This window comes from Marinicauda sp. Alg238-R41, from assembly GCF_947331485.1.
Lineage (GTDB): Bacteria > Pseudomonadota > Alphaproteobacteria > Caulobacterales > Maricaulaceae > Marinicauda > Marinicauda pacifica.
In genome coordinates, this window is the sequence record NZ_CAMZOJ010000001.1 from 430,846 (window position 1) to 447,646 (window position 16,801).

Genomic DNA, 16,801 nt, shown 5'->3' on the forward strand with positions numbered 1-16,801 from the left:
GAGGAAGTCAAGCCGCGCTGACCGCTTGCAGGGCCTTGCGCCGCGTCCTATCAGCGAAAGCCATGAGCGCGCGAATTCTCGACCTGCCCGATCCGGACGCCGCCGCCGCCTTCGCGCGCCGGCTCGCCACGCAGCTCGGCGCGGGCGATGCGGTGCTGCTCTCGGGCGAGCTGGGCGTGGGCAAGACCACGCTGGCGCGCGCCGCGATCGAGGCCCTGACCGGCGAAACCGACATTCCCAGCCCCACCTACACACTGATCCAGAGCTATGAGACACGCTCCGGCATCCCGCTCGCGCACGCCGACCTGTACCGGGTCGAGGACCCCGACGAACTCGATGAGCTGGGCCTGGAAGAGAGTTGGCGCGAGGGTATCGCCCTGATTGAATGGCCCGATCGGCTGGTCGAGTATCCCGACCGCCGTATCGAGATCGAGCTGGAATTCACCCCCGGCGGACGGCGCGCCGTTCTGCGCGGGTTTGGCGGATGGGAGACCCGTCTTGACGACATCTGAGAACGATCGCGGCGGGGCTCGCCACGACTTTTTGCAGGCCCATGGCTGGGGCGATGCGCGCGTCATCCCCTTTCCCGGCGACGCGTCGACGCGCAGCTATTTCCGGCTGGATGACGGGGCCCGGCAGGCCATCCTGATGGATGCCCCGGCGGCGCGCGAAACGGCGAGCTGCCCGCCCGGCGCCTCGGTGGAGGAGCGGCTCCAGCTTGGCTATACGGCGACGGCGCGGCTGGCGGGAAACAACATCGCCGCCTTTGCCGGGATCGCCGAAGCGCTGACGCAGCGCGGGTTTTCCGCGCCCCGCATCGAAGCGGCCGATCTCGACGCCGGACTGGCGATCATCGAGGATCTGGGCGACGGTTTGTTTGCCCGCCTTATCCCCGACGCGGCGCACGAGGGTATACTCTACGCCGCTGCCATTGATGCGTTGGCCGCTTTATATCGTTCCAGTTTTCCCGACACGGTTCACTGGCGCGAAGGCGGGCGCTGGGATGTGCTGGAGTATGACGACACCGCGCTGATTGCCGAAAGCGAACTGTTTCTCGACTGGTACGCGGCCCAGCGCGCGGGCGTGACGGTCAGCGACGACATGCGCGATCACTGGCGCGGGCTGTGGCGTGACGCGCTGGCGCAGAGCCGCACGGCCGAACCCGGCCTGGTGCTGCGTGATTTTCATGCGGAGAATTTGATCTGGCTGCCCGAGCGCGAGGGGCTTGCCCGGGTCGGGCTTCTCGATTTTCAGGATGCGCTGTTCGGCCACCCGGCCTATGACGTGGTTTCCTTGCTGGAGGATTTGCGGCGCGATGTCAGTCCGGGCCTGCACCAGGCGCTGAAGGACCGCTTCGTCGAGAAGGCGCGCCTGACAGATACGAAAGGGTTCGAGGCCGCGTATTCCATCCTCGGCGCCCAGCGCAACATGAAGATTTACGGCTTCTGCGTGCGTAGTGCGGTGCGCGATGGCAAGCCGAAATACCTGCCGCTCCTGCCGCGCATGTCGGCCCATCTCAATCGCGACCTCGCCCATCCGGCGCTCGCGGACGTGCGGGCCTTCGTGGAGCGCTATGTGCCCGATGCGCTTAAGGCCCAGCCATGAGCGCCCCAAGGCCGAAACGCGCCATGGTCATGGCTGCCGGGCGGGGGACGCGCATGCGCCCGCTGACCGACGACCGGTGCAAGGCGCTCGTGGAGGTCGCCGGCCGGCCCCTGATCGACTGGACGCTCGACAAGCTCGATGCAGCAGGCGTCGAGGAGGCGGTGGTCAATGTCCACCATTTCGCCGACCGGCTCGAAACGCATCTGCAAGCGCGCCGGCGCGGTCCGCGCATTCTGATCTCCGACGAGCGCGAGGGTCTGCTCGACACGGGCGGAGGCCTCGTCAAGGCTGCGCCCAGTCTTGGCCAAGACCCTGTTTTCGTTGCTAACATCGACGCCCTCTGGATTGACGAAGACGAGGCGGAGCTCGACCGGCTCGCGAGCGGCTTCGACCCGGACCTCATGGATTTCCGGCTGCTGCTGTCTCCCATCGGGCAGAATCTGGGCTTCCCCGGCGCGGGCGATTTCCACCTCGAAGCCGACGGCCGGGTCGCACGCCGGGGCCAGGGCAGCGGACCGCTGCACGCCTATGCCGGGGTTCAGGTCATGCATCCGCGTGTGCTGCAGGGCCAGCCGCAGGAAGCCTTTTCCACCAACCGTTTATGGGATAGAGCCCTCGAGAAGGGCCGGGTATACGGCACGCCCATGCAGGCCTTCTGGATGCATGTCGGCGACCCTCAGGCGAGAGACGAAGCGCAAAATCGTCTAGGCTTGATTCGCAATGACATCTCCGGACCTGTTTGACCCCCAGCGCCCCAGCGTTTTCACCCTTCCCGCCTCGGCCGGGTTTCTGGACGCGCTTGCCCGCACGTTGAACCGGGCCTTTCCCGACCCGGACGCCCTTGCAGGGCTGGCCGTTCTGGTTCCCACGCGGCGTGCCGGACGCGCCCTGGCCGAAGCCTTTGCGCGCACTCGCGAAACCGGTGCAGGCGTTGCGCTTCTGCCGGCCATTCGCCCCATTGGCGACGTCGATGCCGACGAACCGCCTTTCGAACCTGGCGAACTGGCCGATATCGCACCGCCCGCGGTCGATCCCGCGCGGCGCCGGTTCGAGCTGGCCAGCCTCATTCTCAAGCGCGAAAGCGCCAGCCGGCGCTCGATGGGGGTCGGCGCGGCGCTTGCGCTGGCGGACGATCTGGCCGGCTTGATCGACGACATGGCCACCGAAGAGATCGCCGACCTGTCGCGGCTCGACGAGACCGTGCGCAGCGTGCTGCCTGCGCACATGCAGGAAGCGGCGATGTTTCTCGACATCGTCATGGCCGCCTGGCCGGCCCGGCTGGACGAGCTGGGCGTGACCGACCCGGCGGCCCGGCGCTCGGCCCTGCTCAAGGCCCTGGCGCGTCGCTGGCGCGATCATCCGCCCGAAGCGCCTGTAATCGCAGCCGGTTCGACCGGCTCCATTCCCGCCGCGTCCGAGCTTCTGGTCGCAGTCGCCAACCTGCCCAGGGGCGCGGTCATCCTGCCCGGCCTCGATCACGAGATGGACCAGGCCGGCTGGGACGCGATCGACGACTCCCATCCCCAGCGCTCGATGAAGAGCCTTCTCGACCAGATGGGGCTGGGCCGCAGCGATGTGCGGCTCTGGCCGGGCGTTGCGACAGGGCGCCAAGCGGCGGCACGCGCCCGGGTCATGGGCGAAGCCCTGCGGGCCGCCGAGGCGACGTCGGACTGGGTCTCTCGCGTGGACGATCTGCGTCAGGGCTGGGGCGAGCGCGTGTTCGAAGATGCCTTCGACGGCTTGTCCATTGTCGAGGCAGGCAGCGAATCCGAAGAAGCGCGCGCCATCTCCCTCATGCTGCGCGAGACATTGGAGACCCCGGGCCGGACCGCCATCGTCGTGACGCCCGACCGCGCCCTGGCCCGCCGGATCGCCACCGAGATGCGCCGCTACGGCGTCCCGCTGGACGACTCGGCCGGGGAGGCGCTCTCCGACACGGCATCGGGCGCGTTCCTGATGCGGATTCTCGATGTCGCGCTGGACCCGGGATCCGCCCTGGCTCTGGCCGCGATGTTTTCTTCTCCTCTTTTCACACTGGGCCGCGAGCGGGCTACGCTGCGCCCTCAGCTTGGCCTGATCGAACGCCGGGCCTTGCGCGGACGACGCCCGGGCGAGAATTTTTCCGATGTGCGCCAGCGGGTTGCGGAGGCTTTCCCGGAGGAAGTCACCGGTCGCCCCTCTCCCCAGTCGCTTCTCGGAGCCGTCGAAGACGCCCTCACCCCGCTGCTGGAGCTCTCCGGGGACCAACCGGCTGCGCGCTGGGCCGAGGCGCTGGTGCGCGCCGGTGAAGCGCTGAGCGCGGACGAGACCCGCTCCGGGGCGGATCGGTTGTGGGCCGGGGAGGCCGGAGAATCGGCCGCCCAGCTGATGCGGGAGTTCCTCCGAGAAGCCGAGATCCTGCCGGAGATGGGATTGCGCGATTTCTCACGCGCCCTGCTGGAGACCGCGCGGACACGGCGCGTGCGGCCGCGGTTCGGCACTCACCCCCGCCTCGCCTTGCTCGGACCGCTCGAAGCGCGCCTGGTCTCCGCAGACAGAGTAATCCTGGCCGGCCTGAACGAAGGCGGATGGCCGCCGCGCGCCAAGGTCGATCCCTTCATGTCACGCGGTATGCGCGCAGCGGTCGGCCTGTCCGCGCCCGAACGCCGATTCGGTCTGGCCGCCCACGATTTTGCGCAGCTGGCCATGGGCTCCGACGTGATCCTCACCCGCTCGCGCCGCGTCGACGGTGCACCGGCAGTGGCCTCGCGCTGGCTCTGGCGCCTGCAGACGCTGGCCCGCGGCGCCCTGGGCAAAGAGGCCGAGCGCGCCCTGGCGCCGGCAGTCGACTATTGCGGTTTCGCCCGTCGAACCGACACGCCCTCGCGCGATCTCGGGACCGCGATCCGGCCGCCTGAGCCCGCACCGCCGGTCGAGGCCCGGCCTCGCCAGCTTTCGGTGACCCGGATCGAGACCTGGATTCGCGATCCGTACTCGATCTACGCGCGCTATATCCTGGGACTGAAGCAACTCGATCCGCTGGACCGGCCGGCCGGTCCGCCCGAACGCGGCACGGCCTATCACGACGCCCTCCACCGCTGGACGCAAACCCTGCCCGACTCCGAGGTCCTGCCGGGCGATGCCGTGGAACGCCTGGTCGAGACCGGGCGCGAGGCCCTGCTCGCAGCCGGCTTCAGCGAAGCGGAGCTGGGCCTGGAACTGCCGCGCTTTGCCCGCGTCGCCCGCTTCATCACCGAGTGGGAGACGGACCGGCGGGAGATGGAAATCCGGCCCGTCGCGCTGGAATGCGAAGGCAGTCTGACCTTCGAAAGCCTCGCAGGGCCTTTCACCCTGACCGCACGCGCGGACCGGATCGACATGAACCAGACCGGCGCTCTGGAAATCATCGACTTCAAGACGGGACGGATTCCGGGGAAGAAGGAGGTCGAGGTCGGCTTCGCACCGCAGCTGCCGCTGGAGGCCGCGATCGCGGCCCATGGCGGCTTTGCCGACGCGCCAAGCCACGAGAGCGAAGACCTGCTCTATGTCCGCATCTCAGGCGGGCGCGAACCCGGCATGGAAGCCTCCGCCGTGGGCAAGACCGAGGCCATCGAACTGGCCGAGACCGCGCTTTCGCGCCTGCAGGACTGGGTCGCGAAATTCGATGACCCGGCCCGCACCTATCCCAGCCAGCCGCGCGCGAAATACACCCACGACTATGGCGAGTACGACCATCTGGCCCGGCGCAAGGAATGGGCGAGCGCACCCGAAGCGGGCGACGAGGGAGCGGGAGGATGAGCGCACCCGGTTTCGATCCGGCCATCGTGAAGTCTGCCAGCGACGCGCAACGCGCCGCGGCAGCGCCGGATATCTGCGTCTTCGTTGAAGCCAATGCGGGATCGGGCAAGACGCGCGTTCTGGTCGACCGCGTCGCACGGCTGCTGCTGAAGGGCGCCGAGCCGGAGCGCATACTCTGCGTGACCTTCACCAAGGCCGCGGCGGGAGAGATGCAGACCCGTCTCTTCAAGAAACTGGGCGAATGGTCGACCCTCTCGGACCCTGCCCTCTCGGCCGAGCTGGAAAGCCTCGAGCCCGCCATGGCCGGCGACCGCGACCGGCTCGCGCGCGCCCGGCGCCTGTTTGCCCGCGCGCTCGAGACACCGGGCGGGCTGAAAATCCAGACGCTGCACGCCTATTGCGAACGCCTGCTGCGGCAGTTCCCGCTGGAGGCCGGCCTGCCGCCGGGCTTCGAGACTCAGGACGAGTCCGAAGCGCGCGCACTGCAGCGCGCCTGTCTGACGCGGCTGTATGCTCGGGCGTCTGCCGATCCGGGCGGGGAGATCGCGCGCGCGATCGCGACCTTGCTCGACCTTGCCGGGCCCTCCGGGCCGGAGACCCTCGCCGGGTTCGTGACCGCCAAGCGCCATCGTTTCGGCCAGGCGCTTGCGCAGGCGGGCTCGCCCGAGGCCTTGATGGACAGGGTCAGCGCCGCACTCGGCGTGCCCCCGAGCCTGAGCGAGGCGGCGGCCAAGGCCGATGGCTGGATGGAGACCGATCCCGGCGACCTGGAAGCGGCCCAGAGCGCCTATTCGGCCGCGACCTCGACGCAGGATATCGAACGCGGAGACCGGCTTGCCGTGGCTCTGGCGGCCGCGCTGCTCCACCCGGTGCACGGGTTCGACGCCTATTGCGACTTCCTGCTGACCGGCAAAGGCGAGTTCCGCAAGAGCTTCTTCACAAAGAAGCTCGGTGAAACCTACACGATTCTGCGCACGCTCTACGGCGAGGAAGGCTCGGAAATCCACCGCATGCGTGACGAGGTGCTGCCGCGGGTTCGGGCCGCAAGTACCAACACGCTCAGCCGCGCCGCCATCCGGCTCGGCGCCGCGCTGCTGGAAGACTACGAAACCCAGCTCGTCCAGCGTCGCAAGGTCGACTTCTCCGATCTGGTCGTGCGCGCCCGCGGACTGCTGACCGATTCCGACGCGCGGGACTGGACACTGTACAAGCTCGACCGCGGGCTCCAGCACATCCTTGTGGACGAGGCCCAGGACACCGCGCCCGATCAATGGGCCGTGGTCGATGCGCTGAGTGAAGAATTCTTCGCCGGCGAAGGCGATACCAGCGACACCGTCGTGCGCACCGTGTTCTGCGTCGGCGATGAGAAGCAGTCCATCTACTCGTTTCAGGACGCCGATCCGCGCCTGTTCATCGCTCAGGGCATCCGGCTCCACGCCCAGGCCGAAGCAGCCGGGATCGGCTTCGCCCGCCCGCCCCTGGATGTCTCCTTCCGGTCCAGCCCGGAAGTCCTGCGCGCCGTAGATCTCGCCTTCAGCGCGGAGGAGGCCGCGCTCGGCGTGCCGACAGGCCAGGCAGGCGGCTCGCTGGAAGTCAAATTCCTGATGTCAGCGCCCGAAACGGCGCGCGAGCGGCAGCCGATCGCGTTTCATGCCTATGCCGGCCACCGGGCCGCACGCGTGGGCACGCCGGGATGTGTGGAAATCTGGCCCCCCGTGCCGAAGCCGGCTCAGCCTGAGGAGGAGTCCATCGATCTGACCCCGGTCGACACCGGCCGCACCGACTCGGCCCGCAATCAGCTGGCCGAAGCCGTGGCACGCGAGATCGAAGCCATTCTCGGCCGCGGTGACCGGGTGTGGCAGGAGGGGTCCGATGGTTGGCAGCCGCGTGCGGCCGAACCGGGCGATATCCTCATTCTGGTCCGCAAGCGCAGCGGACTTTTCGACGAGATCATCCGCCGGCTGAAACTCAAGGATCTGCCCGTGGCAGGGGCCGACCGGATGACGCTGACCGACCAGCTCGCGGTAGAGGACATGGTGTCGCTCGCCCGCTTCGCGCTCCTGCCCGAGGACGATCTGTCGCTCGCCGAGATTCTCAAGAGCCCGGCCTTCCATCCGATCGGGGCGGCGCCGGTGATCGACGACGACGCGCTGTTCGACCTCAGCCGCCGGCCCGAGCGCCGGCTCTGGGATAAGATGCGCAATAGCGACGATCCCCGCTTCCTGGAGGCGCGCGATGCGCTCGACCGGGCCCGGGCGCGTGTCGACCGGGATGCGCCCTACGCCTTCTTTGCGACCTTCCTGGGCGAGGTCTCCTCGACCGGGGAATCCCGTGTGTCGCGCTTCTTCGCGCGGCTCGGCGAAGAGGCGCGAGACCCGCTGGACGAACTCCTGAACCGGGCGCTGTCGCATGAACGAGAAGGCGCGCCCTCGCTGACCCGCTTCATCGCCTCGCTGGACGCCGATTCGGCGCAGATCAAGCGGGAGATGGAAGGGGCAGGCAGGCAGATCCGCGTGATGACCGTGCATGGCGCCAAGGGGCTGGAAGCCCCCATCGTTTTCCTGCCCGACACCACGCAGATCCCCAAAGCGCGCGGCGCTTCGCTCTTCGTTCATGACGAGGCCGGACTGGTGTGGGCGCCAGACGCCAAGAATGCACCCGAGCTGGTCAGTGAGCTGCAGGAGGAAGACGAGCTGAGTGCGGACGGCGAGTACACGCGCCTGCTCTACGTCGCTCTGACGCGCGCTCGCGACCGGCTGATCGTCTGCGGCCACACTCACGGCATCGGCGGAAAGATCGATCCGGGCTCCTGGCTCGATCGCCTGGCTCACGCCTGGACCGGGCCGGGTTGGGAAGAGGTCCGCACGGCAATTCACGACATTGCGGAGGATTATGAGTGGGAGGCGCCGCCGGCCCGGCGTCTCGGCGATGCGCCGCCCGCCGTGAAGCGGGATCGCAGCGGCGAGACGCTGCCAGCCCCATTGCCCGCATGGACCTCGGCGCAAGCACCCGAGGAGCCTCAGGCGCCGCGTTCGGTCGCGCCCTCCCGGCTTGTCGAAGAGGACGGCGAAGACTTTGCCCCCGCCTCGTTATCGCCCCTGTCGCCCGGCGGCGAGGCCCGCTTCCGGCGCGGCGCGGTCATCCACAAGCTCCTGCAGACGCTGCCTGACATCGAGCCCGACCGACGTCAGGAGTCTGCCCGGCGCTATCTGCAATCGCGTCAGGATCTGGAGCCGTGGCAGCGCGATGAGATTTTGGCCGAAACCCTGGGCGTCCTCTCCGATTCCCGCTTCGCGCCCATCTTCGGTCCCGGGTCGCGCGCCGAGGTAGCCATCACCGGATCGGCTCCCGGCCTTCCCCCCGGCGTCACCGTGAACGGACAGATCGACCGTCTTGTCGTGACCGAGCGCGACGTGCTGATCATCGACTACAAGACCAACCGCCCGCCGCCGGCACAGCCTGAGGACGTCGCCCCGGTCTATCTTGGCCAGATGGCGGCCTATCGCGCGCTCCTGAAGGCGCTCCACCCCGGCAAGCCTGTGCACTGCGCGCTCTTGTGGACCGACGGGCCGCGTCTGATGGCGCTGCCGGATGCGCTTCTTGATGATGCGCTGACGCGCTCATCAAGGCGGCCAGACGCTTGACCGGGATGCGGCGGCTTCCTAGGTCTGTAGCAAGTTGTTTCGACCCCCGGCTCGCCATGGGCCGGCCATGGTTTTGACTTTCAAGGAGAAAGCCCGATGGCGATCAAAGCCGTTTCCGACGAATCCTTCGATTCCGACGTCCTCAAGGCGGACGGGCCGGTTCTTGTCGACTTCTGGGCCGAGTGGTGCGGGCCCTGCAAGCAGATCGCCCCGGCGCTCGACGAGATTGCCGCTGAAAAGGACGATGCAATCACGGTCGCCAAGATCAATATCGACGACAATCCGATGACGCCGGGCAAGTACGGCGTGCGCGGGATTCCGACGCTGATGATCTTCCGCAATGGCGAGCCGGTCTCGTCCAAGGTCGGCGCGATGGCCAAGGGCAAGATCGAGGAATGGATCAACGAAACGCTCTAGGCGCTTCGGCACTCTTTTTTCGACGACAAGATGCCGGTGCGGGCTCAGCCTTCACCGGCATTTTTATTAGTATGCGTCAGACGCGTGCCATCTCCGCCAGGATCGCCGTCGCGGCCGCCTTCGGGTCCGGGGCCGCCGATATCGGACGCCCGATCACCAGATGACTGGCACCCGCGCGCAGCGCCTCTGCCGGTGTCGCCACGCGCTTCTGGTCGCCCGCATCCGTCCCGGCCGGCCGGACGCCGGGCGTCACGATCAGAAAGCCCTCGCCAAACTGCGCGCGGATCTCTTCGGCCTCCTGCGGTGAAGCCACGACCCCGTCCAGACCGCATTCGAGTGCTTGTTCGACCCGGCGCAACACCAGATTGCGCGCGCCGCTGCCATAGCCCATCTCGGTCAGCATCGCGTCGTCATAGGCGGTCAGCACCGTGACGCCAAGAATCTTGAGATCCGACCCTTCCCGGCCCGCGTGCGCCGCACGCATCACCGGCGGTTCGGCGTGCACGGTCAGAAGATCGGCGCCGGCTGCGGTGATGGACCGGGTTGCCTTTTCCACCGTGGCCGGAATATCGTGCAACTTGTAGTCCAGAAAGACCTGCTTGCCGTGCGCCTTGAGTCTGGCAGCCAGGTCCATACCGCCAACCGGCAGGAGCTGAAGCCCGATCTTGTAGTGCACGCAGACCTCGCCGAGCGTGGCGACCAGGGCCTCGGCCTCGTCGATCGTGGGCAGGTCGAGGGCGGTAATCAGGCGGGGATCGGACACGGCGAACTCCTGGAAAAGCGGCAAGTCACCGGCGCGCTTATTGCCGCGCGCGTCCCGCAATTCAACCCGCCGACGACGTCCCGGCCGCTGCCCCTGCCTGCGCCGCCATCCGTTTTTCCTGCATTCGCATCAGCGCACGGCCGACCGGGTCCGGCAGAACTTTGGCAACCGCCACAAGGAATTTGTACCAGGCACCCGGGACGCGCGTGACGACACCGCGCGAGACGGCATCATATCCGGCCGTCGCAACATCCTCGGCTGTCAGCATCCAGAACTTGGGCAGGTTAGAGACCGTCTGCCGGGCGCCGTTCACGTCGTGGAACTCCGACCAGGTATAGCCCGGGCACAAGGCGGTCACATGGACATTGTCGTCTTCAAGCTCGAGCGCCAGGGCTTCGGACAGCTTGATCAGCAGGCTCTTTGCTCCGGGGTAGAGTGTGCCGGAGAAGCGCGTGTGAGCCTTCGCGCTCGGCAGAAGCGCAGAGACCGACGAGACGTTGATGATACGCCCGAAGCGGCGCGCCTTCATGCCCGGCGCGATCAGGTGGACCAGGTGCAGATAGCTGGTCACCATCAGCTGCAGGAACCGGTCCTGATCGGTCCAGTCCGTCTCGGTGAACATGCCGGGCTGCCCGGCGCCGGCATTGTTGACGAGACCGTCAATCTGGCGCCCGGCATCGGCGACGGCCTTCACGATGCGCTCGGGCGCACCGGGTTCGGACAGGTCGTCGGCGATGATCAGGCTGTCCACGCCGTATTTGGCCTTGAGCTCTTCGGCCAGTTCGCCCAGCCGGTCTTCGCGCCGCGCGACGAGGGCGAGGTCCCAGCCATGATTGGCGAACTCACGGGCAAGTGCCGCGCCGATTCCCGAACTGGCGCCAGTAACAAGACAGAGACGGCGGGACATGGCGGATTCCTTCTGTTCGCTTTGAACACGAAGGTGAAGATACACCGCCCGCTTGTCCAGCGGAGGCTAGTCGCACGCCTGCCGGGCCCAGGCCGCAACGCCCTGGCTGATCGTCTCGCGCGCGGTCGGCGCCATGGCGTGGCCCCGGGTCGCGTATTCGGCGGGAAGACCGGTCTCGGACTCCTGGAACAGATGGTTCAGGCCGGGCAATATCTCGATCCGAGTGGGCAGACCCTCACGCGCTGCCTCCAAGCGCCGCCGGTTCGGGCCAGGTAGAATCTGAAGATCGTGCTCGGCATAATAGGCAAGAACAGACCCCTCATAGCGCGCGAAAGCAGCCCGAGGCTCAAGCTTGAAATGCTCGACCACATAGGTTTGACCCCAGATGCGCGCCTGCTGGGCAGCGACTTGCGCAGCGACGCCATTCGCCAGCATGGTTCGCTCGATTTCTTGGCCGGCCTCGCCCGGCGCGGCGTTTTCAATGGTCGCAAAAACAGCTTCCTGCATCACGCGGTTTGCCTCGATCTGTTGTTCAGTTGCGCCCATGGCCCGGTTCAGTGCCTCACCCTGCTCTACCAAAATGTCCTGCAAACGTCCTGTCATGCCCGCGAGCGAGACAATGAAGGCGGGATCGCTATGCTGTCCGGCGGCCAGGAAGGCGATGAGTGCGCCTTCTGAGTGGCCGACAAAGCCGGTACAAGCCGGGTCGACGCCCGGCCGCCCCCTCAGGAACGTCAAGGCATGCGCGGCATCGCGGGCGAGGTCTGACGGACTGTCCGGCGGCACCGGATCAGACTGACCCACGCCGCGATCATCCATCCGGATCGTGACAATGCCTTCTGCAGCCAGAGCCTCCGCCAGAAGGGCGAACCCCGGCTGGCCAGCCACTGTAGAGTCGCGATCCTGGCTACCCGATCCGTTCAACAAGACGACGCCAGGCGCCGCGCCGGGCGTGTCCGGCCGTAGCAACGTCCCGGCCAGTCTTACGGCGCCGTCGACGAATACATCATCGCCAGGACGATCCATGACGGCCCCGGGTGCGCGCTCTCCATCAAACCGCCCCCGCACGAATTCGAGATCGAACTCTCTCCCGCCCTGAACGAAGACACCGCTCAGACGGGTCTGCATTACCTCGGCCTCGTAGCGCGCTGCGATGGAATTGAACGTTAGGCGAAGGCGGGTCCCGTCCCGTTCAGCGGCGCTCGCCGGAATGCGGGCCCCGCCCTGATCAAGGGAAATGAGCGAAGCCTGAAGTCCCTCATCTTGCGCAAGCAGCTCGAGCTCCATGCGCAAATCTGTTGAACCCGCCTCCAGTCGGCCGTGCCAGACGCCGGAAAGCGGCTGGCCGAAAGCCGAACCAGTCCAACCGAGAGACAGGAGGACAAGAACAAGCAGGCGCATCATCCAACTCCATTATTTAGCATTGACGCTAATTAGCAAAATAACTAATAATTGGCAATGACCGATGTTTTCACCGCTCTCGCTCATCCCGTTCGCCGGGCTGTCCTGCGCCGATTGCGCGCCGGACCCATGAGCGCCGGAGACCTGGCCGGGGCTTTCCCCGTCTCCAAGCCGACCATGTCCCGGCACTTCGCCACGCTAAAGGACGCCGGCCTGATCCAGGCTGAACGTGCGGGCACATCGATCCGGTACCGGCTCAATGTCACCGTCGCCGACGAGGCGCTTGCCGCCGTGATGGAGCTGCTCGGGCGAAGCGTTACCAAAAAGGAGGATTCTCGATGATCAGAGCTGGACTTTTGCTTTCTTTGCCCGTGCTCGCCGTGATCTCAGGGCTGACAGGCTTTGGCTGGATTATGACGCCAGAAGGGGTGCATATCCCCGTACACTGGAACAGCGCGGGCGACGTCGATGGCTATGGCGGCAAGGTCGAGGCCTTCCTCATTCTGCCCGGCATCGCGATAGCCCTGACCGGATTGTTCGCTATCGCCCCGCTGATTGACCCTCGCGGGCGCAATCTGGCCCGCTCGCCTTCCGTCTTCCTGACCGGCTGGATCGGCTCGCTTGTCGTTCTGGCCTGCGTGCAGACTCTCGTTACGTTGTCAGCGGTGGGTGTCCTCGCCCCTTCCTCTCGCACGCCCGCACTTGTGGTTGGTGGCGCATGCGCCCTTCTCTTGGTCGGTGTCGGCAATGTGCTCGGAAAGGCCCGGCCGAACTGGTTCGTGGGGGTGCGCTCGCCCTGGACCCTGTCATCTGACGTGTCATGGGACGTGACCCATCGATGGACAGGCCGGGCCTTTGTCCTTGTCGGCCTCGTTGCGCTGCTTCTGTTCGCGTTTGGACAGACCGGGACCGGTTTCGCCGTTCTCGCTGGCGGAGCCGGGCTGTCAGCCGTGGGCGCGGTGATCCTGTCCTACTTGGTATGGCGCCGCGACCCGAACCGGGAGACTTTCTCCGCCGACAAGAGCGGAGAGGCCTAGACGGAGCGTCATTGCCCGATATTCGGGTCGGATACGATCGGCGCATAGACATGCCAGGGGAAGCTGCGCACCAGCTGACGCGAGAATTCCACTCCGCGCTCCGGGTTGCCCTGTGCGCCCAGACGCGGCGAATAGAGGGCCAGGCCCACCACACCCGGGACCACGATCATCATCGTCCCGGACACTCCCGACTTGGCGGGAAGGCCCACGGTGAAGGCGTACTCGCCGGAGAAATCGTACATGCCGCACGAGAGCATCAGGGACAGGACGTCCTTGACCGTCTCACGCTGGAAGACCTGACGTTCGGTCACCGGATTGACGCCGCCATTGGCCAGCGTGGCCGCCACGGCCGCGAGGCGGCGGACATCGGTCTGGATGGAGCAGCAGCGAAGATACAGCTCCATCGTCGTGAACAGGTCCGCTTCTTCGGGAAAGCCCCCGTGCTCACGCATGAAGTAGGCAAGGGCGTAATTGCGGTCGGCGTGATGGCTCTCGCTATCGAACGTCGCCCGGTCGAAGCCAGGGGCTTCACCGCCAGACGCCGAGCGCCAGACGCGCTGGACGAAATCGAACCGTGAATTCATGTCGTGCGTCGGCCGGATCAGCGCGCTCGTCATGATCGCCCCGGCGTTGATCATCGGATTGTGCGGCCGGCGAAGCCGATCCAGCGTGATCTCGTTGAAGCTCTGCCCGGACGGTTCGCGTCCGACATAGGTGTGGACCACCTCCTCGCCCAGCAATTCAAGCGCGATCGCATAATTGATGGGCTTCATGACGGACTGGACGCAGAACTCGCGCGTTTCGTCGCCCTCGTTCAGACCGATCGACAGGCGCTGGCCGTCAATCGTGCAACCGCCGAGCGCGAAGGCATCCGGATCCGCCTTGGCCAGTTCCGGGATATAGGCCGCAACCTGCCCGCCAGTCTCCTGAGAGGCGTAGTGGAAGAGGTCGTAGACGCGCTGACGAAACGGGCCGAACTCCCCGGTGACCAGGGCTCCGGCAACGGCCCGGCCGACCAGATGGCATTCATCCCGAGGAAGGCAGTCGCAAAAGGTTGATGCGTCGAACGGCGTGTCGGGCGCCCGTCCCAGTGCGGCCCAAGTCCCTTTCAGGCGGGGATCGTCACGCTCCAGACCCTGAGATTCGAGACGCTCGGCCAGGCGTCGCGGCGTGACCGGACCGGTCCTGGACATGGCCGCGAAGGCATCCTGAGCAGTCTGGCGAGCCTCCTCACCAGCCTCCGCCCGCTCGAACTGGGCCGGGCGGGTCGTGAAAGCGCTGATGGGCCGCGCGGGCACCTTGTCGGGTGGGGATTGGGTCAAGATCGGTCCCGAAGCGAGTTGAGCTGCAACAACGCGCTCACCGTCTCACTGGTTGCCCCGTGCAGCAACCGGACTCTGCCTCAGGAAAAAGCAAGGTGGCTCGCGATCGCGGCCAGGTGGGCAAGCGCCTCGCGGTCGCCCTCGCTGAAGCGGAAGCGCGGCTCGGTATCGATGACGGCCACGGCGCCGAGCACCCGTCCGTCAGGCGCCGTGAACGGAGCACCGGCGTAGAAGCGCAGGAAAGGCATATCCTTCACCAGCGGATTCTGCCCGTGAACCGGATCGCTCGCCGCGTTCTCGATCACCAGCATGGCGCCCGAGTCGATGACGTGACTGCAGAATGCGACACGATAAGGCAAAGAAAAATGAGGGGCGCCGTGGCGCACCACGAACGAAATCTCGTCATTGCCGCTGAGCGAGACGACAGCTGCGCCCGCGTCGAACGCGTGTGCCGCCACATGAAGGACGCGCTCGAGATGCGGCCGCGCCCGGCGGATACGGATCTTGAGCGCTTCGTAATCGGCGGGAAACGGTTCCTGCGCTGGTGGGTCGGTCGAGATGGGCATTGGGGTCTCTGTTCAGACAGGACGTGCACCGATTGTCGCAGCCGAGGGCTGACGTCAGGTTAATTCTGCCATACACACTGCAGCGATGCGGAGACCCGCCTTTCCGACCGTGCCGATTGCAGGAATGAAGCCATGAGCAAATCCATCAAGAAAGTCGTGCTTGCCTATTCGGGCGGGCTGGATACCTCCGTCATCCTGAAATGGCTTCAGGATGCGTACCAGGCCGAGGTCGTGACATTCACGGCCGATCTCGGCCAGGGCGAAGAACTCGGCCCGGCGCGGGAGAAAGCGGAGAAAGCCGGCATCAAGCAGATCTATATCGACGATCTGCGTGAGGAATTCATCCGCGACTACGTCTTCCCGATGGTCCGCGCCAATGCGGTCTACGAGGGCGAATACCTGCTCGGCACCTCGATCGCGCGTCCGCTCATTTCCAAGCGGCTGGTGGAAATCGCCCATGAAACCGGCGCCGACGCCGTGGCCCACGGCGCGACCGGCAAGGGTAACGATCAGGTCCGCTTCGAGCTGGCTGTCGCCGCGCTCGACCCCAGCCTGAAAGTGATCGCGCCCTGGCGCGAATGGGATCTCAACTCGCGTACCAAGCTGATCGCCTACGCCGAACAGCACGGCATTTCAGTACCCAAGGACAAGCGCGGCGAAGCGCCGTTCTCCGTCGATGCCAATCTCTGGCACACCTCCAGCGAGGGCAAGCTGCTCGAGGACCCGTCCGAGGAAGCCTTCAACGAGGTCTGCCTGCGCACCTGCCATCCCGAAGATGCGCCGGACAAGGCCGAATACATCACGATCGGCTTCGAGCGCGGCGACGCAGTCAGCGTGAACGGCCAGGCGCTGTCTCCGGCGGGGCTGGTGACCAAGCTCAACGAGCTGGGATCCAAGCACGGCATCGGGCGTCTCGACCTCGTCGAGAACCGCTTTGTCGGCATGAAATCGCGCGGCATATACGAGACGCCCGGCGGCACGATCCTGATGACTGCGCATCGCGCCATCGAACAGCTCACGCTCGATCGGGGTGCCACCCACCTCAAAGACGAGCTGATGCCGAAATACGCCAAGCTGATCTATGAGGGCTTCTGGTTCAGCCCCGAACGCGAAATGCTCCAGGCCGCCATCGACCACTCCCAGCGCTATGTCTCCGGCGAGGTGCGCATGAAGCTCTACAAGGGCCACGCCCTCACCGTCGGGCGCTCCAGCCCGAACTCGCTCTATTCGCTGGCCCACGTCACCTTCGAGGAGGACGAGGTCTACGACCAGAAGGATGCCGAGGGCTTCATCCGCCTGAACGCGCTGCGTCTGCGCCTGATTGCGGAGCGCAAGCAGCGCCTCGGCGAAAACGACTAGCCG

The 16,801-nt window shown here is 66.5% G+C and carries 14 protein-coding genes; 9 read left to right on the top strand and 5 right to left on the bottom strand.

Annotation, left to right across the window (positions count from 1 at the left end):
- The first annotated feature begins 62 nt into the window (after nucleotides 1-62).
- From tsaE to trxA, 6 genes are all read left to right on the top strand, one after another.
- A complete protein-coding gene (gene tsaE / locus PGP17_RS01950; RefSeq protein WP_270374024.1) occupies nucleotides 63-512 on the top strand; it encodes a tRNA (adenosine(37)-N6)-threonylcarbamoyltransferase complex ATPase subunit type 1 TsaE in 450 nt (149 codons plus the stop codon).
- Nucleotides 499-1,605, top strand: coding sequence for an aminoglycoside phosphotransferase family protein (locus tag PGP17_RS01955; protein WP_270374025.1), 1,107 nt, complete (start codon nucleotides 499-501; stop codon nucleotides 1,603-1,605). Before tsaE ends, PGP17_RS01955 begins: the two co-directional genes overlap by 14 nt.
- Entirely contained in the window at nucleotides 1,602-2,348 is a 747-nt protein-coding gene (locus PGP17_RS01960; protein ID WP_270374027.1) for a nucleotidyltransferase family protein, read from the top strand. The genes PGP17_RS01955 and PGP17_RS01960 overlap by 4 nt, the downstream gene beginning before the upstream one ends.
- The gene (gene addB / locus PGP17_RS01965) at nucleotides 2,326-5,382 is read left to right on the top strand and encodes a double-strand break repair protein AddB (RefSeq protein WP_270374028.1); all 3,057 of its coding nucleotides are present in this window, start codon (nucleotides 2,326-2,328) and stop codon (nucleotides 5,380-5,382) included. Before PGP17_RS01960 ends, addB begins: the two co-directional genes overlap by 23 nt.
- Entirely contained in the window at nucleotides 5,379-9,026 is a 3,648-nt protein-coding gene (gene addA / locus PGP17_RS01970; protein WP_270374029.1) for a double-strand break repair helicase AddA, read from the top strand. Before addB ends, addA begins: the two co-directional genes overlap by 4 nt.
- A 96-nt stretch (nucleotides 9,027-9,122) precedes the next feature.
- Nucleotides 9,123-9,443 carry a thioredoxin TrxA gene (trxA, locus tag PGP17_RS01975; RefSeq protein WP_135945044.1) on the top strand — a complete coding sequence of 107 codons (321 nt, stop codon included), beginning with the start codon at nucleotides 9,123-9,125 and terminating at the stop codon, nucleotides 9,441-9,443.
- Between the two features lie 76 nt (nucleotides 9,444-9,519).
- Here trxA and pyrF read toward each other — a convergent pair whose 3' ends face one another.
- The 3 genes from pyrF to PGP17_RS01990 form a co-directional block, all read right to left on the bottom strand.
- Nucleotides 9,520-10,206, bottom strand: coding sequence for an orotidine-5'-phosphate decarboxylase (gene pyrF / locus PGP17_RS01980; RefSeq protein WP_270374031.1), 687 nt, complete (start codon nucleotides 10,204-10,206; stop codon nucleotides 9,520-9,522).
- Nucleotides 10,207-10,267: 61 nt separating this feature from the next.
- A complete protein-coding gene (locus PGP17_RS01985) occupies nucleotides 10,268-11,113 on the bottom strand; it encodes an SDR family NAD(P)-dependent oxidoreductase (protein WP_135945046.1) in 846 nt (281 codons plus the stop codon).
- Nucleotides 11,114-11,179: 66 nt separating this feature from the next.
- The gene (locus PGP17_RS01990) at nucleotides 11,180-12,517 is read right to left on the bottom strand and encodes an alpha/beta hydrolase family protein (RefSeq protein ID WP_270374034.1); all 1,338 of its coding nucleotides are present in this window, start codon (nucleotides 12,515-12,517) and stop codon (nucleotides 11,180-11,182) included.
- A gap of 54 nt (nucleotides 12,518-12,571) precedes the next feature.
- Here PGP17_RS01990 and PGP17_RS01995 point away from each other — a divergent pair, with 54 nt between their 5' ends.
- Together PGP17_RS01995 and PGP17_RS02000 are read left to right on the top strand one after the other, a co-directional pair.
- Nucleotides 12,572-12,856, top strand: a complete 285-nt coding sequence (locus PGP17_RS01995) for a metalloregulator ArsR/SmtB family transcription factor (RefSeq protein WP_270374036.1) — start codon at nucleotides 12,572-12,574, stop codon at nucleotides 12,854-12,856.
- Nucleotides 12,853-13,551 (top strand): SdpI family protein, encoded by a 699-nt coding sequence (locus PGP17_RS02000; protein ID WP_270374038.1) that lies wholly within the window; start codon nucleotides 12,853-12,855, stop codon nucleotides 13,549-13,551. The genes PGP17_RS01995 and PGP17_RS02000 overlap by 4 nt, the downstream gene beginning before the upstream one ends.
- Before the next feature lie 8 nt (nucleotides 13,552-13,559).
- On the opposite strand, the gene glsA is transcribed toward PGP17_RS02000, so the two are convergent.
- Nucleotides 13,560-14,873 (bottom strand): glutaminase A, encoded by a 1,314-nt coding sequence (gene glsA / locus PGP17_RS02005; RefSeq protein ID WP_270374039.1) that lies wholly within the window; start codon nucleotides 14,871-14,873, stop codon nucleotides 13,560-13,562.
- An 80-nt stretch (nucleotides 14,874-14,953) separates the two neighbouring features.
- A complete protein-coding gene (locus PGP17_RS02010; RefSeq protein WP_270374040.1) occupies nucleotides 14,954-15,439 on the bottom strand; it encodes a GAF domain-containing protein in 486 nt (161 codons plus the stop codon).
- 132 nt (nucleotides 15,440-15,571) lie between these two features.
- Between PGP17_RS02010 and PGP17_RS02015 the strand changes: the two genes are divergently transcribed.
- Nucleotides 15,572-16,798, top strand: a complete 1,227-nt coding sequence (locus PGP17_RS02015; RefSeq protein ID WP_135945049.1) for an argininosuccinate synthase — start codon at nucleotides 15,572-15,574, stop codon at nucleotides 16,796-16,798.
- Nucleotides 16,799-16,801 lie beyond the last annotated feature (3 nt).